Source organism: Roseimaritima multifibrata (assembly GCF_007741495.1).
GTDB lineage: Bacteria > Planctomycetota > Planctomycetia > Pirellulales > Pirellulaceae > Roseimaritima > Roseimaritima multifibrata.
In genome coordinates this window covers 3,070,357-3,092,389 of the sequence record NZ_CP036262.1, presented here as the reverse complement: position 1 = coordinate 3,092,389, position 22,033 = coordinate 3,070,357, and the positions used below count along the sequence as shown (strand labels likewise).

At 54.7% G+C, this 22,033-nt stretch carries 16 protein-coding genes; 6 read left to right on the top strand and 10 right to left on the bottom strand.

All coding sequences use genetic code 11. The features are described from left to right. The 4 genes from FF011L_RS11300 to FF011L_RS11285 all read right to left on the bottom strand — a co-directional run bounded on the left by FF011L_RS11300 (position 1) and on the right by FF011L_RS11285 (position 5,231). A complete protein-coding gene (locus FF011L_RS11300) occupies positions 1–585 on the bottom strand; it encodes a YceI family protein (protein WP_218933144.1) in 585 nt (194 codons plus the stop codon). A gap of 308 nt (positions 586–893) precedes the next feature. Beyond that, complete coding sequence (locus FF011L_RS11295; protein WP_246109870.1) at positions 894–1,754, bottom strand: deoxyribonuclease IV; 861 nt, start codon at positions 1,752–1,754, stop codon at positions 894–896. Between the two features lie 529 nt (positions 1,755–2,283). Further along, complete coding sequence (gene tkt / locus FF011L_RS11290) at positions 2,284–4,332, bottom strand: transketolase (protein WP_145351769.1); 2,049 nt, start codon at positions 4,330–4,332, stop codon at positions 2,284–2,286. A 209-nt stretch (positions 4,333–4,541) separates the two neighbouring features. Beyond that, positions 4,542–5,231, bottom strand: coding sequence for an NUDIX hydrolase (locus FF011L_RS11285; protein WP_145351768.1), 690 nt, complete (start codon positions 5,229–5,231; stop codon positions 4,542–4,544). A gap of 29 nt (positions 5,232–5,260) precedes the next feature. Here FF011L_RS11285 and FF011L_RS11280 point away from each other — a divergent pair, with 29 nt between their 5' ends. Next, entirely contained in the window at positions 5,261–7,324 is a 2,064-nt protein-coding gene (locus FF011L_RS11280; protein ID WP_145351767.1) for a prolyl oligopeptidase family serine peptidase, read from the top strand. Positions 7,325–7,445: 121 nt separating this feature from the next. Beyond that, entirely contained in the window at positions 7,446–7,799 is a 354-nt protein-coding gene (locus tag FF011L_RS11275) for a hypothetical protein (protein ID WP_145351766.1), read from the top strand. 1,153 nt (positions 7,800–8,952) lie between these two features. On the opposite strand, the gene mqnB is transcribed toward FF011L_RS11275, so the two are convergent. From mqnB to FF011L_RS11255, 4 genes are all read right to left on the bottom strand, one after another. Next, complete coding sequence (gene mqnB / locus FF011L_RS11270) at positions 8,953–9,582, bottom strand: futalosine hydrolase (RefSeq protein ID WP_145351765.1); 630 nt, start codon at positions 9,580–9,582, stop codon at positions 8,953–8,955. Next, positions 9,575–10,048 carry a glycine cleavage system protein H gene (locus FF011L_RS11265; protein ID WP_145355237.1) on the bottom strand — a complete coding sequence of 158 codons (474 nt, stop codon included), beginning with the start codon at positions 10,046–10,048 and terminating at the stop codon, positions 9,575–9,577. Before FF011L_RS11265 ends, mqnB begins: the two co-directional genes overlap by 8 nt. A 17-nt stretch (positions 10,049–10,065) precedes the next feature. Next, positions 10,066–11,379 carry a coproporphyrinogen-III oxidase family protein gene (locus FF011L_RS11260; protein ID WP_145351764.1) on the bottom strand — a complete coding sequence of 438 codons (1,314 nt, stop codon included), beginning with the start codon at positions 11,377–11,379 and terminating at the stop codon, positions 10,066–10,068. Between the two features lie 99 nt (positions 11,380–11,478). Next, complete coding sequence (locus FF011L_RS11255) at positions 11,479–12,633, bottom strand: outer membrane protein assembly factor BamB family protein (RefSeq protein WP_218933143.1); 1,155 nt, start codon at positions 12,631–12,633, stop codon at positions 11,479–11,481. Between the two features lie 242 nt (positions 12,634–12,875). Here FF011L_RS11255 and aroE point away from each other — a divergent pair, with 242 nt between their 5' ends. Together aroE and FF011L_RS11245 are read left to right on the top strand one after the other, a co-directional pair. Beyond that, a complete protein-coding gene (aroE, locus tag FF011L_RS11250; RefSeq protein ID WP_145351762.1) occupies positions 12,876–14,375 on the top strand; it encodes a shikimate dehydrogenase in 1,500 nt (499 codons plus the stop codon). Further along, a complete protein-coding gene (locus FF011L_RS11245; RefSeq protein WP_145351761.1) occupies positions 14,372–14,836 on the top strand; it encodes a GNAT family N-acetyltransferase in 465 nt (154 codons plus the stop codon). The genes aroE and FF011L_RS11245 overlap by 4 nt, the downstream gene beginning before the upstream one ends. Before the next feature lie 150 nt (positions 14,837–14,986). Here FF011L_RS11245 and FF011L_RS11240 read toward each other — a convergent pair whose 3' ends face one another. Both FF011L_RS11240 and FF011L_RS11235 read right to left on the bottom strand, forming a co-directional pair. Beyond that, positions 14,987–15,340, bottom strand: a complete 354-nt coding sequence (locus FF011L_RS11240; RefSeq protein WP_145351760.1) for a hypothetical protein — start codon at positions 15,338–15,340, stop codon at positions 14,987–14,989. A gap of 3 nt (positions 15,341–15,343) precedes the next feature. Next, positions 15,344–16,819: a sigma-54-dependent transcriptional regulator gene (locus FF011L_RS11235; RefSeq protein WP_145351759.1), complete on the bottom strand. Its 1,476-nt coding sequence runs from the start codon at positions 16,817–16,819 to the stop codon at positions 15,344–15,346. 477 nt (positions 16,820–17,296) lie between these two features. On the opposite strand from FF011L_RS11235, the gene FF011L_RS11230 reads away from it, so the two are divergent. Together FF011L_RS11230 and FF011L_RS11225 are read left to right on the top strand one after the other, a co-directional pair. After that, a complete protein-coding gene (locus tag FF011L_RS11230; protein WP_145351758.1) occupies positions 17,297–19,324 on the top strand; it encodes a flagellin N-terminal helical domain-containing protein in 2,028 nt (675 codons plus the stop codon). Between the two features lie 492 nt (positions 19,325–19,816). Then, positions 19,817–21,859 carry a flagellin N-terminal helical domain-containing protein gene (locus FF011L_RS11225; protein WP_145351757.1) on the top strand — a complete coding sequence of 681 codons (2,043 nt, stop codon included), beginning with the start codon at positions 19,817–19,819 and terminating at the stop codon, positions 21,857–21,859. Positions 21,860–22,033 lie beyond the last annotated feature (174 nt).

Below are 22,033 nucleotides of genomic sequence, written 5' to 3'. Positions count from 1 at the left end.
CTATTTGCTGACGCCTTCGCAGTCGATCATGATCAACGCTTTGTCACCGATCGGCCCGATCGCACCGGGGTCAAAATTAAAGTCGCTGCGTTTCAGCGCGACTTCCGTTGAAAAGGCGACTCGTTTCGTCCCTTTGATAACATGTTCCTTGCCACCCATCAGCGTGATCGTGATCGATTTGGTGGTGCCGTGCATGGTGAAGTCTCCGGTTACTTCATAGCCACCCTCGATCGGTTTGACGCTGGTGCTTTTGAAGGTGATGGTCGGAAACTGTTTAGTGTCGAAATAGTCGGGCTGGCGAAGATGTTTGTCGCGAGCTTCGTTTGCGGTATCAACGCTATCGGTTTTGATCGTCAATGAAAAAGTTGACTTGGAAGGGTCTTCGCGATCGAGCGAGAACTTTCCTGAAACATCGTTGAAACGACCGTGAATCCAACTGATATCCAGATGGCGAGCCTTGAAACTGACGGACGAATGAACCAGGTCATAGTCATATTCGTCGGCGGCCGAACAACGAGAAGCATTCAAACTGAGACAAGCTGTAACGGCCAATGTCAGGCCGTAAATCAAGAAGGATTGTTTCATCGGAAAGAACTTTTCTGTAAGGAAGGAAAGGGAGGGAGTCGCCGAATCCGAACGTCCATTCGTATCCTGATCGCGACGTGGCTCCATCCTATTACCCGGCAGAGCCCGAGTAAAGCAGAAAGCGATATCGGCCGGCAGCCGACCAATAATAGGTGACCAATGGCATCAGACCAGGTACATGCGTCTGACGGAAATCCAAGCAGAATCCCGATCAGCAGGGGGCGACCGTTGCCGAACATTCCCGACAGGAGTGAAACGCGGAATCGAGCCGGCGATTCATGGTTTGCGTCGGCATCCCCAGCCGCAAACTACTTAACGACTTCCCGCAACGCACGGAGGTTGATAACGTCCCAGTCCTCACCCGATTCTTCGTCGATACCTTTGGGGGTTTCCAGATATCCAGGCAGTTTCTTGAACATCGCATCGTTCAGGACGTTGCGAAAACCTTCGATTCCGATCAGCCCTAAACCGATATGGTCGTGGCGATCGACACGCGACCCACACGGTTTCTTACTATCGTTTAAATGCAATGCCCGGATACTGCCAGCAGGCAAATGCGTTTTGATATCCGCCTTCAACTGCTTGAAACCGGCTTTCGTTTCGATCGCGTACCCGGCCGCAAACGCATGGCAGGTATCGATACAAACCCCGATCGGCGCGTCTTCAGGAAGCCCGGCAATCATCTGGCCAAGGTGATCCATGGTATGTCCCAGACAGGAACCTTGGCCCGCAGTATTCTCTAACAGCAGTCGGCAATGCTCTGGTGGGTAAGCTTCGAAAGCGGCCAAGATCCCTTCGATGACTCGCGCGATCCCGGTCGCTTCGTCACTGGTCGTGAAGGCCCCCGGGTGCAGGACCAGCCCGTCGATCTGCAACTGATCGGCTCGCTGCAATTCGATCACCAAGGCATCGATCGACTTTTGCCAAAGTGCCGGATCGGGAGCCGCTAAATTGATCAAATACGAAGCGTGTGCGATCGGCTGTTTGAGTTTCGATTCAGCAAAAGCCGTCTTCCACTGATCAATGGCTTCATCCGTCAACGGCTTTGCAGCCCACTGGTTGTTGTTCTTGGTGAAGATCTGCAGCGTCTGCATATCCACAGCCAAGGCTCGTTCGATGGCCTTATACAGCCCACCAGCGATTGACATGTGGGCTCCAAAAATGGCCATCGATTTACCTCATCAAAAAGCGATTGAAACAGCGAGAAGAGATGTTGTAACGGCTCCGAGCAAGGTTTGGGAGGGTGCGGAGGAGGGCAACGCACACAGACAATCGCAACCAAGCAAACCCATCGGATTAAGGTGAGTCGAGAAGAGATAGGCGACGCCCCGATTGTGGAGCAGCGACCTCACGCTTTGGCGTCGATCAGCTATTTCGTGCCTAGTCATTCGCGCAGATTAGCGTGATTGGCGGGCCCAAAATGCGCGCACATTGCCCGCGAATCACGCTAATTTCGCGAATGGATGCGCCAGCTTGCATCCCTCAAAAGGAACGTTGCTGGCTCACCACCAGGAACAGTCACGCAGACACGTAACCATGTGGGGTCGATCGATATGCCCGCGGACCTAAGGTCATCTGCTGGCAAGAACGAAGGATTGGCAGGATCGTTGCGGAATCCCTCCGGAGCGTCTCAACCGTATCCAAACGATTGAGCGCGTACGATGTCAGCAAGGAACACGATTTTCGAAACCGCGAAACCTACAACTGCTTCTTAGCGGCTTCAATGACCGCTTCGGTCGTGATGTTGAACTTGCTGTAAACAGCATCGAACGGGCCGGAAGCACCGTAACCGATCATACCAACAAATTTACCGTGCAAGCCGATGTAACGATCCCAAGACTGACGCAGACCGGCTTCGACGGCAACGCGAGCGGTACAAGCGATCGGCAAAACCGATTCCTTATAGCTGCAATCCTGTTGCTCGAACAAATCGATGCATGGCATGCTGACGACTCGGGCTTTGACCCCTTCGGCGGTCAGCGTTTCGTAAGCATCGACACACAACGACAGTTCGCTGCCGGAGCCCATCAAGATGACCTCAGGTGTTCCTTCGCAGTCGGCCAGCACATAGCCACCTTTGGCACATCCAGATGCTGCGCTGTATTTGTCGCGGCACAAGGTTGGCATGTTCTGACGGGAAAGCACAAAGGCCGAGGGATGATCGGAAATGTTCATCGCAGCACGATAACACTCGGCCGTTTCATTCGAATCACCGGGACGGAAAACGTTCAGTCCTGGGATGGCTCGGCATGCCGACAAATGCTCGACAGGTTGATGGGTCGGTCCGTCTTCGCCGACGCCGATCGAATCATGCGTCAGGATGTACATCACCGGCTGGTGCATGATGCTGCTCAGCCGCATTGCACCACGCATGTAATCGGTAAAGACAAAGAAAGTCGCACCATAGGCTCGCAGCCCCGACAACGACAGGCCGTTACAGATCGCGGCCATCGCGTGTTCACGGATCCCGAAGTGCAAGTTCCGCCCACCGTAATTGGTTGGCAAAAGGTCACCGGCACCGTCAAAATCTAGGTTGGTTTTGTTACTTGGTGCCAAGTCGGCCGAGCCACCAATCATCCAAGGAATTTTTGAAGCAACCGCGTTCAAAACCTTGCCGCTACTGTTGCGGGTTGCATCCCCTTTTTCGCTTGCTTCGAACGTCGGGATTTGACTGTCCCAGTCAGCAGGCAGCCCACCAGCAAAGACTTGCTTCAGTTCGGCAGCCTTTTCGGGATTCGCTTTCTGATAGGCACTCCAGGTGGTGTTCCAGGCTGCCGAAGCCGCAGCGCCTCGTTTGCCAATGCCATCGGCAAAGTGTTCCATGACCCCGTCGGCGACATAGAATTTTTTGTCAGCAGGAAGGCCGTAGCTTTCTTTGGCGAGGGCGATTTCGTCCCAACCGAGCGGCGCGCCGTGAGCCCCATGCGTGTTTTGCTTGTGAGGAGCCCCGTAGCCGATGATGCTGCGGACAACGATCAACGTTGGGCGATCTTCGCAAGCTTTGAACTGATCGATCGCTTTACCCAAAGCATCGGTATCGTTCGCATCCGCAACGTGCAGGACGTTCCAGCCCATTCCTTCAAAACGCTTGCCAACATCTTCACTGAAAGCTAGATCGGTATCCCCTTCGATCGTGATGTGATTGTCATCATACAACCAGCACAGATTCGACAGTTTCAGGTGCCCTGCGATCGAGGCCGCTTCGCTGGCGATCCCTTCCATCAGGTCGCCGTCGCTACACAGAGCGTAGACGTTGTAATCGAACAAGGTTTGTTCGGCCGTGTTGTAACGAGCGGCAAACCAATTGGATGCCATCGCCATCCCGACGCTGTTGCTGACACCCTGACCGAGCGGTCCGGTTGTCGTTTCAATCCCGGCAGCAAACCCAAATTCAGGGTGCCCAGCACAAGGACTGTCCAGTTGGCGGAATTTCTTGATGTCGTCCAACGTGATCGACGGTTTATCCGTTGGATTGCCGTCGGCGTCGGTCGCTTTGACACCACACAGATGAAGCATGGAATAGAGCAACATCGAAGCATGGCCGCAGGAAAGCACAAAGCGGTCACGGTTTGGCCAGTTCGGCTCTGCAGGATCGTACTGCATCGCTTCGTTATAGACTTGGTAAGCAACCGGAGCCAACGCCATAGGGGTCCCTGGATGCCCGCTATTGGCTTCCTGAACGGCATCCATACTTAGGGTGCGAATCGTGTCGATTGCGGTTTTTTTCAGGTCAGTCGCGACGGACATAGCACTCACCATTTTGGGTTAAAGGTTTATTGTTCGGCCCAAAAGGTAAGCGGAAACGGGGCTGAAGTGAAGCCCCGGACAGCGGGGAATCCACCAGCAACGCCGATTGCTAGCGTCGCAGCCCGATGGATCGAAAGAGGATATTACGATTGGAGTGATTGCCCGCTTATCGACGGCGATCCTCTTCGCAGCACCTCCCCACCCCCAATTCAGGGAAGACACGCAACCAGTTCCGCCAAAATCATGCCGGTCGCCCCCCAAACGCGGTGCCCCGAACAACAATATCCGGGGGCCCTGTAAGAAATATGGCCCACCGGGTCATGGCTGTGTTTTGAAGAGATCTGCGAGTGAACATCGCGGTGACCGCAGGCTCGGATCGGCTTCTGGACGATTCCGGTTTGCCAAGCATCCGGCCGACGAAGATCTTCGACGGCCAATTCAATAATTTCGGCGACTTCGACCTTATCGGGCCGCCACGGTTCGCTGGGATACTGGCAGGCCATCACGATCGGTTGGACGGAGTTGTCACTCGCATAGACGTATAGTGGCGACAGTTCCCCGCATAAGACGGGATCTACCGGTGACAGACCAAGCTCCTCTTCGAATTCCCGCAGCGCCGCCTCCACACTGCTCTCCCCCACCTCAATCCGTCCTCCAGGCAATGAAATTTGCCCCCCGTGGTGCTTGATCGTCAAGGGACGCATCGTCACGGGGATCATCCACCGGTCCTCCTTCCTCATCAGCATTACCACCACGGCCGCCTGCCTAGCCGCCCTCGGGGCCGGTCCCTGATGCCGGCCATAGGTCAATCCTGGCATCGAAATTCGCTGACTTTCTCGGCCAGGCAAAGGTTGCGTTAGCTTCCTTTGCAATTGCGAGATAAAATCGGAATCTGACATCGGCCCTCCATTCCTAATACGGTAACCAAATGCGTCCTGCCCTACCTGTGCCCACAACGGCAACCTGCCAAAAAGCCCCTCTTTCGGCCCTCCGACAAATATTTTTTTTCCTACTTGCCGGACTGATCAGCTGTAGCACCGCTGCGGTTGCGCAGGATAGCGGATTTCCATCATTGCCCAAACAGGGGAAATTGCCGGCACCGGAAGTGGTGCATGAGCTGCAGGATTCGATTGCAAAACTTCGCGCCGCGGTCGATCTTCTACCACCGGACTCAAAAGACCAGTCAGCGGATATCGAAGTCTTGATTCGCTCCGTCGACCTAGCGATCCAGGATCACCTATTTTATCGCGATAGCGATGCCAAGTCCGCCGCGCAGATCCTGCAGACTGCAAAAGCGAGGCTAGAGGCTTTACAAGCGGGTGCGACGACGGCTCGCCATACGGGCCTGCCGACGTCTCCATTAGAAAAACCGACCTCGATCGTTGGCGGATTTGTTTCCAAGATCGACGGTTCGGTCCAACCTTACGGCCTGGTTTTGCCTGCCGGATGGGAGGCGGGACCATCCGAACCGAGAAGACTGGATGTTTGGTTGCATGGCCGCGGCGACAGCAACGTCGAAATGCAATTCGTGCGGGGACGCTTAAATTCCGCCGGTCCGGTTACTCCAGACAATACTTTCGTCCTCCATCCCTTTGGACGGCACTGCAACGCTTTTAAATTTGCTGGCGAAGTCGACGTCTACGAGGCAATCCAGACTGTCGCGGCTCAATATTCCATCGATCCATCAAAGATCAGTATTCGCGGATTCTCGATGGGAGGCGCCGGCTGCTGGCAGTTTGCCGTCCACGATCCGGGAATGTGGTTTGCCGCCAACCCAGGAGCTGGCTTCGCCGACACCGTCCTCTATCAGGGCTGGGATTCCAAACCGGCCTATCCGATGACTCCTTACCAGATCCAACTGCTGAACTGGTACGACTGCCCTCCCTGGGCAGGCAACCTTGCGAACACAAACGTCCTGGCCTACAGCGGCGAAATCGACAAACAAAAATTGGCTGCCGACACCATGGTGGCCGCATCGAAAAAGCTGGGGCTGGAATGGTTGCATATCATCGGCCCAGGGATGGGACACAAAATCGATCCGAATTCCGCCGATATCATGGACAAACAGCTGTCGGAGTGGGCGGCGGAAGCGGAACCGGCAATCCCTAACGTCGATTTCACGACCTACTTCTTGCGTTATCCACGTTGCCACTGGCTAACGGTCAATGGGCTTGAGCGTCATTGGTCCCCAGGAAGAGTCCAAGGGAAAGTTGAAGGAGGAACGATTAGCATCGATGCCACAGGAGTCACGCACCTAGCGATCGACCTGCCCGCCGATCAACTTCCAACCGATAGCGAAGCGATCACCATCCGTATCGGCGAAAGTGGCTTGGCCGCTCCGGACGCGGTTGCAGGCAAACCGTATCACTGCGATTTGGTATTCACGCCAGAAGGATGGTCCGTCGCGGGGGCGCCCGATCAAAGCCTTCGTAAACGGCCAGGGCTGCAAGGTCCGATCGATGATGCCTTCACCAAACCATTCCTGATCGTATTGCCTAGCCGCCCTTGCTGGCACGGGAGCGTTGAACGTTGGGTGAGTGCCGAAACGGAAATCGCCATCAAGCGGTGGCACGACATCATGCGAGGTGAAGCGCGTACGGTCCTTGATCGCGATCTAGACGCCGAAATGATTCGAGATTTTAATCTGGTTCTCTTCGGAGACCCCCACGCCAATCGCACCCTGGGAGGGATCATTGACCGCTTACCGATTGTTTGGACACGCGAGCAACTGGTGATGAACGGAAAAAGCTATGATCCCGCCGATCACGCGGCAGCAATGATCTACCCCAACCCCCTAAATCCCGATCGCTACGTTGTCCTGAATAGCGGGCTGACCTTCCGCGAGTTTTCCAACGTCAGCAATTCACGGCAAATTCCGATGCTGCCCGACTGGGCCATCATCGAAACGTCTGAGGAGCAGGGACCTTTACTGCCAGGAACCATTCCGGATGCCGGTTTCTTTGATGAAAAATGGAAGGCCAAGTCAAACTAGGCAATTTGCGAGTGCCGTAACGATCCTCCGGAATGGAGCGAAGATCCGGTAGCCGGAAAGCCGAACACTAGAGCAGTGACTGATGCCTAATGTTTAGAGTTTCTCCGGGTGGTAATGATCTATGACCAATTCGCAACAATTAGCCGTTGTTCGAGGAATGTTGCGGGACTGGTACAGCGCTCGGTGCGGTGACCCATTAGAAGATGTCTCCGAAGCGATTCTGATTCACGACGGGTTTTACTGCGGACGGAAATTCGGGTTCAAAGACCATCGAGCCGTGTGGTTCTTCGAAGAGCAAGAACTCAAGATCTATTCGGCGGATGGTACGTTCCTGGAATCATGCAGCCTTGAAGACGCAAGCCTGCCGGATGCCCACGAAACGACCACCCTAAAAATGTCAGAATCGAAACCGGCCGAGCGACACGCAGCTGACGATTCGGATTCGCAAGGCGAACCAGCACGCCGAGCAGCGTAGGCTAAGCAAAGAAAATCGAGCTCCCCTCGCCCTCCAAGCTTGCTTAAGACAGATTGGATATTGAATCAACGGTTCGCCAACTAGTTCAATTGGCTGCGATTCAAAGAGCTTGCTTTTGGGGAAAGGGGCAGACCTTCGTCATTAAAGAAAATCTCGCTCCCCTCGCCCTCAAAACAAGCTTGCATAAAACAGGTTTGATATTGAATCAACGGTTCGCCACCTAGTTCAATTGACTGCGATTCAAAGAGCTTGCTTTTGGGGAAAGGGGCAGACCTTCGTCATTAAAGAAAATCTCGCTCCCCTCGCCCTCAAAACAAGCTTGCATAAAACAGGTTTGATATTGAATCAACGGTTCGCCACCTAGTTCAATTGTCTGCGATTCAAAGAGCTTGTTTTGGGGAAAGGGGCAGACCTTCGTCATTAAAGAAAATCTCGCTCCCCTCGCCCTCAAAACAAGCTTGCATAAAACAGGTTTGATATTGAATCAACGGTTCGCCACCTAGTTCAATTGTCTGCGATTCAAAGAGCTTGTTTTGGGGAAAGGGGCAGACCTTCGTCATTAAAGAAAATCTCGCTCCCCTCGCCCTCAAAACAAGCTTGCATAAAACAGGTTTGATATTGAATCAACGGTTCGCCAGCTAGTTCAATTGTCTGCGATTCAAAGAGCTTGTTTTGGGGGAGAGGGGCTGGGGGAGAGGGGGCCGACAGAGGTGGGCAAGGCGTGGCATAACCACTTGAGATGCGGGGCGCTAACCGGGCCTGCGATGCAAAATCGCCGCCTGGAAATCCCCCCCCTCCCCCAGCCCCTCTCCCCCAAGCAAGCTCCGCCAAATCAAACCAAAAGACAGAGATCACGGAATGAGATAGCAAAGATTTCTTCCGCAACAAAGAGCTTGCTTAGGGGCGAGGGACGCCAGATTTTCGCCCCATCTATCTTCACGTCCCCCAGAGTGAACGCTCTATCAAAACGACTTTCGAGGGGCACGTCCCCCGCGAAAGGCTACACTGCCCAAGCCGGCAACATAATTTCACAGCCGATACGCGAGCGGTTTTGTAAACGGTCCGCCAATCCGCCGTCCAGGCGCTGCCGCTGCAAAGAAGATCGCGATGTCGTTTTGGTTCGATTTTGCTGTGCGTGAAAACCTATCTTTCGCTACCGCATCGTGCGGTGGGCCAGACGGACCGCAGCTGCTAACGCCGTATCCATTTGCCAGTTGCGAAAATCTCGATCGCCGACTCGATTAGAGATTCCTCGAATGATCGTTAATGGAATCTTGGCAAGCTGGCACGCATATGCGACCGCGTAACCTTCCATTTCTTCGGCACTGATTCCCGGAACTTGATGTTTCCTCCATTCCGCATCGTCGGGTCCCGCCGAAGCTGCACAACAGGTCAGAAGCGTCTGACGCACTTCCCTGTGAGGCACGTTGGCCGGAACCGATAAAGAGAGCGAACGGCAGGGATCGAAAGCTGCCAGCGGACGGAAATCGCTGCCGCTACCAACGCCGATCCCGTGCATCACGACTTCCTGAAAAACGTAAGCCTGGCCCACGGTCGCTGCTTCCGAATAACCTCCGGCGATCCCCATCAGCAGAACCTTTGACGGGGCTATCTCGGTTAATAGCCGCATCGTATGGGCTGCCGCCGCAACCGGACCAAAACCGCAAATTTCAAGCGGTCCCTCAGCCTGTCCATCATTCTCGTTCAGCCAATACGGCTCGATGATCGAACGCTCTTTTTCGGTCGGAACCAGAACCAGTAACGGACCGTCAGGATTAGTCATTCGTGTTGGCTTGGCCTTTGATGGTTCTCTGAGCCACTTCCCACGCCGATTCTAAATGCAATAGATAATCAGGCAACGACAACAGCGGTGAAATCGAATCGGAAGGCGTGATCTGAAACAACCAACCGTCACCGTAGGGATCGACATTGATGATGGAGGGATCCTCCAAAGCTTCATCATTGATCGCTACTAAATCGCCCGCCACGGGCGCAAACAGATCGCTTTCCGCTTTCTTGCTTTCGATCGAACCTATTTCCTGGCGTTCTTTCACCGCCGTGTTGGCTTCGACAATCCAGTCGAGGAAATAGACATCTTGAAGCAGACGCACCGCGTAGGAGGTTAAACCAAAACGGTAAGATCCGCTGTCCGGTTCCCCGGATTCGGGCTGCGGCCACGGTTGGGCCCACATATGATTCCGTGCATAGGAGCGATCGGCGGGAAAATCCGCTCGATGCTCCCCCATCATGAACTGACCCGAATCGCTCACGTGTAGCGGACTCCGCGATGCTCCGGTTCGAAGAACGCCGAGAGTAAACCATCGGCGCGAAGCAGACCTGCTCGCGTCAATTCGACCCCCTCATCCGTTCGATTCAGCCAACCTTTTTCGGTGTAGTCCTGCCAGATACTTTCCCAGCGAGTCCCAACATCGGTGTTGAATTTTTCATTCAACGGTTGGAACGCCAGGTACCCTCGCTTCAGCAGCAGAATGGTTTCGCGAATCAACAATTGATCATTCGTCGGTGCCAACCCACGGCCCAGAGGCAGTTCGCCCGCTTCCAGGGTTTCCTGATAGACATTCATATCCGCAGCGTTTTGATAGTGAACGCCGTGGGCGTGTCCAAAACTGGCAATTCCGGTCGCCAGCAGATCACTCCCACGCCACAGATTATCGCGATAAGAGAAGTTCACTTTCGAAGGATCTTTTACCATCGTGTACGCGCTGGAAACGCTGTAACCGGCAGCCTCCAGTTCGTTGAACGCGTAATCGACCCATTCCCGTTTGAGCGGCCAATCGGCAACGGGGGTTTCAATTTGATTCCCCAGAATGTCTTTGCTGTAGACCGTGTTGTACGGCAATTCCATTTGGTAAATCGTCACACTACTTGGAGACAATTCGATCGTCTTGGCGATATTAACTTTCCAATTATCCCAATTCTCACCGACCATTCCCGAAATCAAATCGATATTCACGTTCGGGAAATCAGCCGCTTCGATCCATTCCCAGGCGTTGTAGACCTGTTTGCTCAGATGAGCCCGACCGTTCTCTTCGAGAATTTTGTCATCAAAGTTTTCGATCCCCAGGCTCAACCGCGTAACCCCCAACTTCTCGCGAAGGGTTTTGACTTTGGTTTCGCTCAGCGTCCCAGGTTCGCACTCAAAGGTAACTTCCTCGGCACCGTCCCAGGTCACATGTTCATGCAATCGATCCGCCAGTGCGGTCAGTTGCTTGGGGCTGAGGAAACTAGGCGTTCCGCCACCAAAGTAGACAAATCGAAACGGGCGATCGCCCATGATTTCCAATTTGCTAACCAGCGAAATTTCGGTGCACAGGGCATCGACGTATCGCTGCACGGTAGCCGCATTCACGTCGGTAAAAACTTTGAAGTAACAAAATTTACAACGTTTGCGACAGAACGGGATGTGCAAATAGAGCCCGAGAGGAGCATCCCCCTGCGGTGCTTCATGCAGTGCACTGCGAACGGCTGTTAGGTCATCCCGATTCCAAAGGGAATAGGGAGGGTAGTTGGAAACGAAGTAACTACCTACTTCCGTCTTTTTTTCGTCTGCGGTGCTCATCTGAAAATGTTCTCCGGCGGGACCTAGCTCAGGCGGGACAATTCGCGGCAGGGTCTAGGTTAACGGATCGGCATGTAAAATACGAATGGAGGCCCAAACCTACGATTCGGCAGGCTTTGGGCCCAGGGCAATTACCAAGCCATCATCGTTGGCAAGCACCAAGTGGTTTCCGGCAATTGCAGGCGAGCCGATAAAGGATCCCCGAAATTCAAACTGCTTTAAGAGTTTACCGTCCGCCAAGGCGAAACGATACAGCCGTCCATCGGTCCCCGCGATCCACACATCCTTGCCAGCGATGACAGGCGAAGCCTCCGCGAACCGGCGAAGCGTCTGCTTCCATAACAGTTCGCCCGTCTGAGGATTCAAGGCAAACACGCTGCGAAACTGGCTTGATACCACAACGGCCTCCGCGGTCACGGCGGGGCTGGAGCGGTATTCTTGCACGCGAGCTGGATCCTCGAACTGCCACAGCGGTTTGTGGGCTTTCCAGTCAAAAGCCATGACCAATCCGGCATGTGTCGTGACAAAGGCCTGATTTCCAAGGACGGCCGGGGTGCTAAGGGTCGGCCCTCCCAAAGGCAGCGGATCGGCCGCCCCCGTACCGGTTTTCAAAGCCACACTATGAAGCTGGCCGTCACAACCGCCCAGGAAGGTCCGGTCTCCCGCAAGCGTAGGGCTGCACTGAATCTGGTCGGTCGTTTCGTATTTCCAGACCAATTTTCCGTCGTCGGCCTGCAAACAGTACAAGTTGCCATCCTGGGAAGGAACCAGCACTGTATCCTCATAGAAGGTGACTCCCGCACTGATTTCTCCTTCGGTCGCGAACGTCCAGAGCGGTTTTCCGGTCTCCGCGTCCAAGGCATGGACCTGTCCGTCGTAGTCTCCGATCACCAACATCTTCTTCTCGACCGCCGGCGAGGCGAGAAACCCGTTTTCGGTTTTCTGCGACCAAACCTTCTTCCCGGACGCCAAATCGAGGCAGGTCAGCGTCCCCTCGACATCGGCCAAGAAAATACGCCCCGCCAAGCTCACCGGCGTCGCTTCGATCGCCTCTTCGGCTTGATATCGCCAGACTTCGACCAAATCATCCGGCAATGAGGCCGCCACTGCGCCGGTCCCCTGAGAATTCCCACGTTCCGATGGCCAATCCTCAGCCACCAAGTTAGAATCCGACCAGACGAGTAGGCTGACAACGAGGCTGTAAACAATAAACTTGCCGGTGCGGAACCGACGGAGTGGTATTCGCGTATTCATGATACCCATTATAGAGAGCATTCCATTCAGGTGGCGTTTTTAAACGACTCCAATCGCATGTGCTAGTTTCTAAAGCGATTCGTCGTTAAGGGAAACCAGCGATCGATCTGCTTGCAGTCGTTGCTGCGGGGTGCTTGCGGTCAGTAGGCACGGTATTGTATTCGCAGTGCTACTTGTACCATCTTCGTTGTATTTATTTCTGTTGTATTCATTGTTCGCTGCTTAAGACCCCCCTACCCTGCATGATTTGTGTCAGTATTGGGCGCACCCGCCACAAACATACGATCGTCGAATTTCACCATCTGGCCAGCCAGGGAGTCGATTTGGTTGAACTCCGGCTGGACTTTATCGGCCGAGCCGTCGATTTGGGGCGTCTGCTAAAAGACCGCCCCTGCCCTGTGGTCCTCACCGCTCGCAGGCGCGAAGACGGAGGCCGCTGGTCGAAAAGCGAAGCCGACCGCTTGGTGTTGCTGCGCAGTGCGATCGCCGCAGGAGCCGACTACATCGACCTGGAAGCCGATATCGCTTCGGAAATCCCTCGCTACGGAAACACAAAACGGATCGTCAGTTATCACGATTTCGAGCAGACGCCAGATAACCTGGAAGAACTGCACGCTGCGATGGCGGCCGAAGACGCGGACATCGTCAAAATTGCAACGATGGCCAATCGATTCGAAGACAACTTGCGAATGTTTGATCTTTTGCAAAATGCGAAAGTGCCAACCATCGGGATCTGCATGGGTGAAATTGGCATGATCACCCGCATCCTGGCCGGTCGCTTCGGAGCTCCGTTCACGTACGCCACCTTCAGCACCGATCGCTCGATGGCGCCCGGGCAACTGAACTGGCGGCAAATGACGGAGCTTTATCGGTACAACGAAATCACTCCCGAAACGCGCCTATTCGGAGTCGTCGCCGATCCGGTAGCCCACAGCCATTCGCCGTTGATCCATAACAAGGCGTTTATCGCCGATGGACGCGATGCATGCTACCTGCCGCTCCGTGTCCCCGCCGAGGATCTTTCGACATTTGTCGAGGCCTGCCCGAAAATTGGGATCGAGGGAGTCAGCGTTACCATCCCTCACAAAGAGCAAGCGGTAGACTTGTGTGATCAGGCCGAATCGGCTGTCACCGGTATCGGAGCCCTCAACACTCTCGTTTTCTCCGAAGGGTCCGTGCTCGGATACAACACCGACTACCGAGCCGCCATGGATTGCATCGGCACCATCCTCACCCCCGAAGAAACTTCGGCAGACCCCTACAAAGACCGCGAAGTCCTGATCTTAGGAGCCGGTGGGGTTTCCCGAGCGATCGCTTGGGGACTGCACAATCGAGGGGCCAAAGTCACCCTCACCAGCCGCAATTTGAATCGAAGTGAGCATCTAGCCCAAGAACTGGGGGCTCAGTTCATTGAATGGGACCAACGACATACCTGCAAACCCCATCTTTTGGTCAACGGGACTCCGGTCGGTATGCACCCCAATGTCGATGCGACTCCGTTTGAATTCGATCGCAAGATCCATGACGAATCTCTGATCGTGTTTGACACGGTCTACAACCCAGAGCAGACGCTACTGGTCAAGCATGCACGTCAGATTGGGTGCAGGGTCATCACCGGGGTCGACATGTTTGTCCGACAAGCCTGTTATCAATACAAATTGTTCACCGGCAATGAGGCTGCCCCCCGCGCCATGCGAGAAGCCATCAAAGAAGCGACCAGCCCCGTGCGGATCAATCGATGACATCCACCCCCGCCTTTTCACTGATGTATCGTCAGGCCAGTTTTGATGACACCCCGGAGATCGCGGTGTTAATGGACCCTGACGTCCAAGCAAGGAAATTGCTGCGTCGCACCGACCAAGAATTGAACGATCTGACCAAACATGGGTTTGTGGCCCATCATGAGGACCAGTTGATCGGGTTTTGTGCGGTCGAAATCTACAGCCGTAAGATGGCCGAAATTCAGTGTCTGGTCGTCAAACCGCCCTATCGCTCTCAAGGCGTCGGACGCGAACTGGTCGGAATGTGCGTCGACCGAGCCCGAGAACTGGGAGTCCTAGAAGTGATGGCGATCAGCGCATCGGACGAATTCCTTAGAGGATGCGGCTTCGATTATTCATTGCCCGACCAGAAACGAGCAATGTTTTTCCAGCTGCGGGCCCGCCACGAATCCGAAACAGGCGATCCAGTAGTCGATCACTAGAAGGACGAACGGATTGCGTCATACCGCAAAAAGCGTTTGGGGCAAAAAATCCTAGCGGCAGGGCGCGAGCTCTCCGGCCCGTTAACGTGCTTTGCCCAAAAGGCCGGACGGCTCGCGCCGTTCCGCTAAGAGAGGGGATCGGCACTTACTTCAACGGACTTGCGGTTGCAGTTCTGCGATCTCTTCAATCAGTGCGAACAGTTTGGGCTGAAGCTGTAGGAGCAACCGCTGAGCTTCTTTGTCGTCTTCGCGACGGGCACTTTCAACAAGGTCTTGCAGTCCCGATACGGGAGCCTCGGTTTCGAAGGTGCTGAGCATTCCCTTCAACTGGTGCGCGATCGCCGCGATTCGCGGGCAATCGGCCGTTTCGGTCGCCGACTGAAGGTCCGCCATGACCTGCTGGGAATCCCCTGCCACCATCTCGGCCATCATCGCTAACAGGTCTGCATCACCGGCCATACGGGTCAACGCACTTGCAAAGCGGATCCTTTGTTGCTCGTTCACAGATCACGTCGTTTGAATGGAAACATCACTATCAAGCGTAATGCTATAGGTTTGAATACGATCTCTCAGTTTTCCGCGGGTGATTCCAAGCATCTCAGCCGCTTGACTCTGATTCCCACCCGTTTCCCGCAGTACTCTTATAAGCACATAGCGTTCCATGTACTGGAGAGCCGCCGCATAAATGTCGGTTGATTTCTCATCCAACTTTTCCTGGATCAACGCGGGCAATCCAGCTCCGTCAGCGATTTCCTTGGTGTTTTGCTCGGCTTGAGCGGGAGCAGACGGACTGACGACGTCGTTCTCTTGACGCTTCAAAATATCTGCAGGAAGGATATCGGGCGTGATCACGGGCATGACGGTTTCTAGCACAGCCCGACGGATCACCGACCGCAACTGTCGCACATTTCCCGGCCAGTGGTACGCGTTCAATTGCTCAGCCGTTTCAGGGGCGATTCCCTGCAGATCCGGTTTTCCCAGCTCTGATTTCGCTTGGCTGAGGAAATACTGCATCAATAGCGGGATATCTCCGGCCCGCTCCCTTAGCGGTGGCAGTTGGATGGTAACGCCATTCAGCCGGTAAAGCAGGTCTTCGCGATAGTCGCCATCTTCGACCATCTGTTCCAGCGGTTGGTTGGTCGCGGCGACGATCCGCACATCGGTTTTCAGTTCTTTGTTGCCACCGACTCGCTCAAAACGCTGTTCCTGTAAAACCCGCAGAACTTTGGCCTGCACCGTTGGGGCCATATCCCCGATTTCATCCAGGAACAATGTCCCACCATGACACTGCTCAAATTTTCCGATACGACGCGTGTCCGCCCCGGTGAAGGCTCCCTTCTCGTGTCCAAACAGTTCACTTTCAAGCAAATTGTCTGGCAAAGCGGCACAGTTGACCGCTAAAAACGGACGATCGGTCCGATTGCTGTATTGAAAGAGGGCACGCGCAACCAGTTCTTTCCCCGTCCCACTCTCCCCACGGATCAAAACCGGGACGTCCTGCTTGCTGACTTTGCCGATGATCTTAAAGACATCCAGCATCGAATGGCTATTGCCAACGAACAGTTCGGCATCGGCACTGCTGAAATTGTTGTCCGCACTGATCGCGACCGGGACGCTACTCATTACCCGCTGTTGGATCGCACGCTGGACCAGTTCCCGGAGCGCTTCGATGGCAAGGGGTTTTCCCAAATAGTCAAAGGCTCCCAGCTGCATCGCTTCGATTGCGGTCTGGCTGTTCGCTTCGCTGGTCATGAAAATGACCGGAAGGTTCCGATCCCGTTCATGGATCTCACAAAACAGCGCTAATCCGCTCCGGTCGGGCAACTGAATGTCCAGCAAGACGCAATCAAACGTCTCGCTTCCCATCGCTGCGAGCCCTTTCTCGCCCGTGTCGGCCGCCACGACATCACCGACGGGCTCCAAGGCTTTGCGAGCAAGTAGATGGATCGAACGATCGTCGTCGATGACTAATATGGTTGGCATTACAAATGAGCTTAAACGATTGCGAATGGAGTTCCCCCAATTGTCGTGCGAAATCACCAGCCTGCAAGATGGCAAGCGATCGGCACGCAACTTCAGACGAAATAGAGGGTTTGCGGACATTACTGAAACGCCAAATTCGGACCCAAATTCTTGTCCACAAGACCACCTATATGGGTAATGCTAGCGGGTTTTAGCTCTGTCGGGGGATCTAATCTTTAACGATTATCGGGCTTGGTCCGGCCAGAACTAGGAATCCGATTTGTTTCGTTTGACTGGTTTGCATCGTGTGCTACTGATATGGCCGATGTCACGGTAGACGGGGATACAGTGATGCTAACCATCACAATCGCAACCGTCCCTGTTCACGTGCTTTTCTAGTCACAGTGGTGTGACAGCCCTCAGTGGGGGGTAACGGAAAAAGCATTTAAGTCAATTCGCAATCGGAACGACCAACTCCGGATTCGGGGTAGTAGAGCCATGACACGAATCAACACAAACGTCCCATCCCTAATCGCCCAAAATCGATTGCAGGCTTCCAATTCGGACTTGCAGGAGGCGTTAACACGATTAAGCACTGGGCTGCGAATCAACTCAGGTGCCGATGATCCGGCAGGCCTGATTGCCAGCGAAGCTTTGCGCAGCGAGATCAACGGGCTGAATAAGGCAATCAGCAACACGCAGCGTGCCAGCCAGATCATCAGTACCGCGGACAGTGCTTTAGGCCAGGTCAGCAATCTACTGAGCGACATTCGTGGGCTGGTGGTTGAAGCGGCCAATGCCGGGGCCCTCAGCCCGGACGAAATTGACGCCAACCAGCTGCAGGTCGACTCCTCGCTAGAAGCCTTGAACCGAATTGCCCAGACAACCACCTTCCAAGGACGGAAGCTTCTGGACGGGTCGCTCGATTTCATCAGCTCCGTCGGAACCGTCGACAGCGTCACCGATGCACACATCGACCAGGCCAACCTGGGAGCGACCGGCAGCATCAACGTAAACGTCAACATCTCAGAAGCTGCCGAACAGGCCTCGATCACCAGTTCCGGCGGTGCGTTTACGACCGGAGCAAACGCCAACGTTGCCTTCTCGTTCACGAATCAGTCGCTGACGGTCGAAACCGATATCGCCATCGCCGCCGATTCCAGTATCGCGGCAGGCACGACACTGACCTTCCTTGACAGTGCAACCGATAGTGATGGAAACGCCCTGGCGGTTGGGGCGGCCGAAGCGGTCTATGATTCGACGAACAACACGATCACCGTTCGGGGCAACGGTGACACCACCACCAAAGCGGATGTCGCCGCTGCGATCGACGCCCTCCAAGGATTCGAAGCGACCGGAGGGGCGGGCACGGTTGGCTTTAGCACAACCACCGTATCCGGAACGGCTTTTGTCCCAACGACGCCCGCCCTCACCATCACCGCCGATGATACGGGTGCCGAATTCAACGACGTTAACGTCGAATTTGTCAGCGGAGCCTCCAACGTGGCGGCCTATGACGAAGCGAGCAAAACGCTGACGGTTACCGTCGATAGTTCGGCGCCGCAATCGCTTGCCGATATTAAAGCCGCTATCGATTTGACCGAATTCAACGCCACGGTCGATACCGCGGGCGAATTGAATATCGCCAATACCGTGGTCAGCAGCGCCGGAACCGGCGACACCGGCGGAGAGGTTCTCTCGGACGATTTGATTTTTGAATTGACAGGGACCGACGGATCGGAAACGTTTAACTTCCAAGCGGGTGCCTCGCTTACGCAAATCCAAGACGCCATCAATTTGGTCAGTGATGCGACTGGGGTGACTGCGGAAAAGGTCGGCGGCACCCTCACGTTCTCCACTGAATCCTACGGAAGTGACGCAAAGGTCGCGATTGACATCATCAGCGAAGGAGCCTCCCGCTCCTTTGAAACCAGCCTGTCGTCCAACCGCAGCATTGGCAAAGACGTTGTCGCCCAAATCAACGGCACGTTGGCCAACGGCCGGGGAAACACGTTATCGCTGAACACCTCGACCCTTGATTTGACGCTTAGTGTCAAAGAGGGATCAAGCATCGATTTCTCGTTCCAAATCACCGGCGGCGGAGCCCAGTTTCAGCTCGGTGCCGAGGTCGTTAGCAACCAGCAAGCCCGCATGGGGATTTCCAGTGTAAGTACTGGGAAACTAGGGGGCGTCAACGGTCGGCTGTATGAACTGGGAAGTGGGCAAGCGAAAAGTTTGGTCACCGACCCGGCCGGAGCTTCGCGGATCGTCGATGAGGTGATCACCAAAGTGACCAGTTTGCGAGGCCGTTTGGGAGCGTTTCAGGCGACCACGCTGGAAAGCAATTTGGTGTCCTTGAACGATACGGTCGCGAACCTTCAAGAAGCGGAAAGCTCGATTCGTGACGCTGACTTTGCAGTCGAATCGGCCAAACTAACCCGGTCGCAGATTCTGGTCCAATCGGGAACCAATGTGTTGGCTCTGGCAAACCAAAACCCGCAAAACGTACTACAACTGCTACAGTAAACATTCTCCTCAGGACCGGATCGCCCGACGCCCCCGAGCCTCCGGTCCTTTGACGGTAGTCATCTTCTACGCCATGCCCGAATCGCAAAAATCATTTTGCTGAACGGCCCTTGGCCCTCCCAATATCTTGGGAATCTTCTCAAACCGACACCCCTTTTGGGATGAGCGGTTTCGCTTTCGTTCGCTCTGTAGCAATTCTGACATCTGGCGCGGACACGTTGTGCTTTCCGTCGCGGAATTGCTAGCAATCATGCGGCGTGCACCTTAACAGTGGCCGATGTTTCGGTACGGCGGAAACCGACGAGCATTGGTTTGCAGGGACGACCCGCTTGGGATTCGAGACGTGTGTTCTCGAGTAAAGAGCAGCGACGCTCACCCGCATTTCGAGCGGCTTCTGCGAGTTTTCGTAGATGTCCCTGTCAACCGACGAGTGGGTCGGTTTGACAAATCAATCCGACCCACCCATCACTGAAATTTAGGGAATTAAGAGCTATGACACGTATCAACACGAACGTTCCTTCGCTGATCGCCCAAAACCGTCTGCAAGATTCGAACAACTCGTTGCAAGAATCGTTAACTCGATTGAGCACTGGTTTGCGAATCAATTCGGGAGCCGACGATCCTGCAGGTTTGATTGCAAGTGAAGCGCTGCGAAGCGAAATCACCGGTCTGAACAAAGCGATCAGCAACACCAAGCGTGCCAGCCAGATCATCAGTACCGCCGACAGTGCACTCGGTCAGGTCAGCAGCCTGCTGGGTGACATCCGCGGACTGGTTGTCGAAGCCGCCAATAGTGGCGCCCTCAGCGACGACGAAATCGCAGCTAACCAGTTGCAGGTCGATAGCTCGCTCGAAGCCCTCAACCGAATCGCACAGACGACCACTTTCCAGGGTCGAAAGTTGTTGGACGGATCGCTTGACTTCGTCAGCAACGTCGGCGAAGTCGCCAGCGTCACCGACGCCCAGATCGACCAAGCCAACCTGGGCGCGACCGGCACGGTATCGGTTGATGTCAACATCACAGCCGCAGCCGAAAAAGCTAAAATCACCAGTGCTTCGACCGCCTTTTCGGCTTCCGCCCAAGCGAACACATCGTTCACTTTCGGAACCCAAACGGGAACGTTGGAAACCGACATCGACATTACCACCGATTCCTCCATTGCTGCGGGAACCGAGTTCACCTTTTTGGATTCGACTACAAAGGAAGATGGATCAGCTTTGGCAGCTGGGGACGTCGAAGCGGTCTATGACGAAGATACCAATACGGTCACCATTCGCGGCAACGGCGACACGGCGACACGTGGCGACGTCCAAACCGCAGTCGACGGATTGGATGGTTTTACCGCATCGGGTGCAACGGCCGCTACCGTCGTCACGTTCAACAGCTCGACTCCCGCCGATGTCACACTGACTGCCGTCGAATCCGAGCTAACCATTACCGCCGATACCGCTGGATACAAATTCAACGACGTTACGGTCTCCTTTGTTGGTGGAGCTACAAACGATGCAGCTTACGACGCAACAGCGAAAACGCTGACGGTGACGATCGACAACACGGCGCCTCAAACTGCAGCGGACATCGCAGCAGCCATCGGAGCCGCTGGGGTTGGTTTCACCGCAGTCGCAACCAATGACACCGCCGAACTGGACTTCCCAAACACCCCGATCGAAGATATTTCGACCGGAGCGACCGGTGGTGAAATCCTCAATGACGACCTGGTATTTGAATTGACAGGAACCACGGGGTCGGAAACGTTCAACTTCAAAGCGGGTGCCAACGCGGACCAAATCGCTGCCGCAATCAATCTGGTTAGCGATGCTACCGGAGTGACCGCAACGAACACCAGCAACTCGCTCTCCTTCGATACCAGTGCCTACGGTAGCGATTCTCTGGCGGCTATCGACATCATCAGCGAAGGGGCTTCGGGATCGTTCGCAGCAAGCCTCGATTCACGCCGAAACGTCGGTTCTGACATCGTCGCTCAGATCAACGGTACCTCGGCAAGCGGTAAGGGAAACACCCTTTCGCTTAATACCGCGACTTTGGATTTGTCCTTAAGCGTTACCGAAGGGTCAACGACCGACTTCTCCTTCAACATCACCGGTGGTGGAGCCAAATTCCAACTGGGTGGATCGGTTGTCAGCAACCAACAAGCTCGTTTGGGCATCGGCAGCGTCAGCACCGGGAAACTGGGCGGCACTTCGGGCCGGTTGTACGAACTGGGAAGTGGACAAGGAAAGAGCTTGGCCAACGACGCAGCAGGTGCTGCTGAGATCGTCGACGAAGTGATCAACAAGGTGACCAGCCTTCGCGGTCGATTGGGTGCATTCCAGGCAACGACTTTGGAAAGCAACCTGGTTTCGCTGAACGATACGGTCGCCAACCTGCAAGAAGCAGAAAGCTCGATCCGTGACGCTGACTTCGCTGCCGAATCGGCCAAATTGACTCGGGCTCAGATCCTGGTCCAGTCGGGTACCAACGTGTTGGCCCTGGCAAACCAGAACCCACAGAACGTCCTTTCGCTGATTCGATAGTTAAGATCGAAACGAAGCGATACCGGAAGTAACGATTATCGGCCAGAGGAGGGTCCCCAGGGAACCTTTCTCTGGCCGTTTTTTCGTGAAATCCCTCAAGAATTCTTTGATTACACCGCGGCAAGCGACAAGAAAACTTCACCTGATCCGAAGAAACTGCCGATTCCATATGAA

What these genes read in the sequence shown, in the direction of transcription:
- FF011L_RS11300 (WP_218933144.1), bottom strand. Translation starts at nt 585, where the DNA reads ATGAAACAATCCTTCTTGATTTACGGCCTGACATTGGCCGTTACAGCT.
- FF011L_RS11295 (WP_246109870.1), bottom strand. Translation starts at nt 1,754, where the DNA reads ATGGCCATTTTTGGAGCCCACATGTCAATCGCTGGTGGGCTGTATAAG.
- tkt (WP_145351769.1), bottom strand. Translation starts at nt 4,332, where the DNA reads ATGTCCGTCGCGACTGACCTGAAAAAAACCGCAATCGACACGATTCGC.
- FF011L_RS11285 (WP_145351768.1), bottom strand. Translation starts at nt 5,231, where the DNA reads ATGTCAGATTCCGATTTTATCTCGCAATTGCAAAGGAAGCTAACGCAA.
- FF011L_RS11280 (WP_145351767.1), top strand. Translation starts at nt 5,261, where the DNA reads ATGCGTCCTGCCCTACCTGTGCCCACAACGGCAACCTGCCAAAAAGCC.
- FF011L_RS11275 (WP_145351766.1), top strand. Translation starts at nt 7,446, where the DNA reads ATGACCAATTCGCAACAATTAGCCGTTGTTCGAGGAATGTTGCGGGAC.
- mqnB (WP_145351765.1), bottom strand. Translation starts at nt 9,582, where the DNA reads ATGACTAATCCTGACGGTCCGTTACTGGTTCTGGTTCCGACCGAAAAA.
- FF011L_RS11265 (WP_145355237.1), bottom strand. Translation starts at nt 10,048, where the DNA reads ATGATGGGGGAGCATCGAGCGGATTTTCCCGCCGATCGCTCCTATGCA.
- FF011L_RS11260 (WP_145351764.1), bottom strand. Translation starts at nt 11,379, where the DNA reads ATGAGCACCGCAGACGAAAAAAAGACGGAAGTAGGTAGTTACTTCGTT.
- FF011L_RS11255 (WP_218933143.1), bottom strand. Translation starts at nt 12,633, where the DNA reads ATGAATACGCGAATACCACTCCGTCGGTTCCGCACCGGCAAGTTTATT.
- aroE (WP_145351762.1), top strand. Translation starts at nt 12,876, where the DNA reads ATGATTTGTGTCAGTATTGGGCGCACCCGCCACAAACATACGATCGTC.
- FF011L_RS11245 (WP_145351761.1), top strand. Translation starts at nt 14,372, where the DNA reads ATGACATCCACCCCCGCCTTTTCACTGATGTATCGTCAGGCCAGTTTT.
- FF011L_RS11235 (WP_145351759.1), bottom strand. Translation starts at nt 16,819, where the DNA reads ATGCCAACCATATTAGTCATCGACGACGATCGTTCGATCCATCTACTT.
- FF011L_RS11230 (WP_145351758.1), top strand. Translation starts at nt 17,297, where the DNA reads ATGACACGAATCAACACAAACGTCCCATCCCTAATCGCCCAAAATCGA.
- FF011L_RS11225 (WP_145351757.1), top strand. Translation starts at nt 19,817, where the DNA reads ATGACACGTATCAACACGAACGTTCCTTCGCTGATCGCCCAAAACCGT.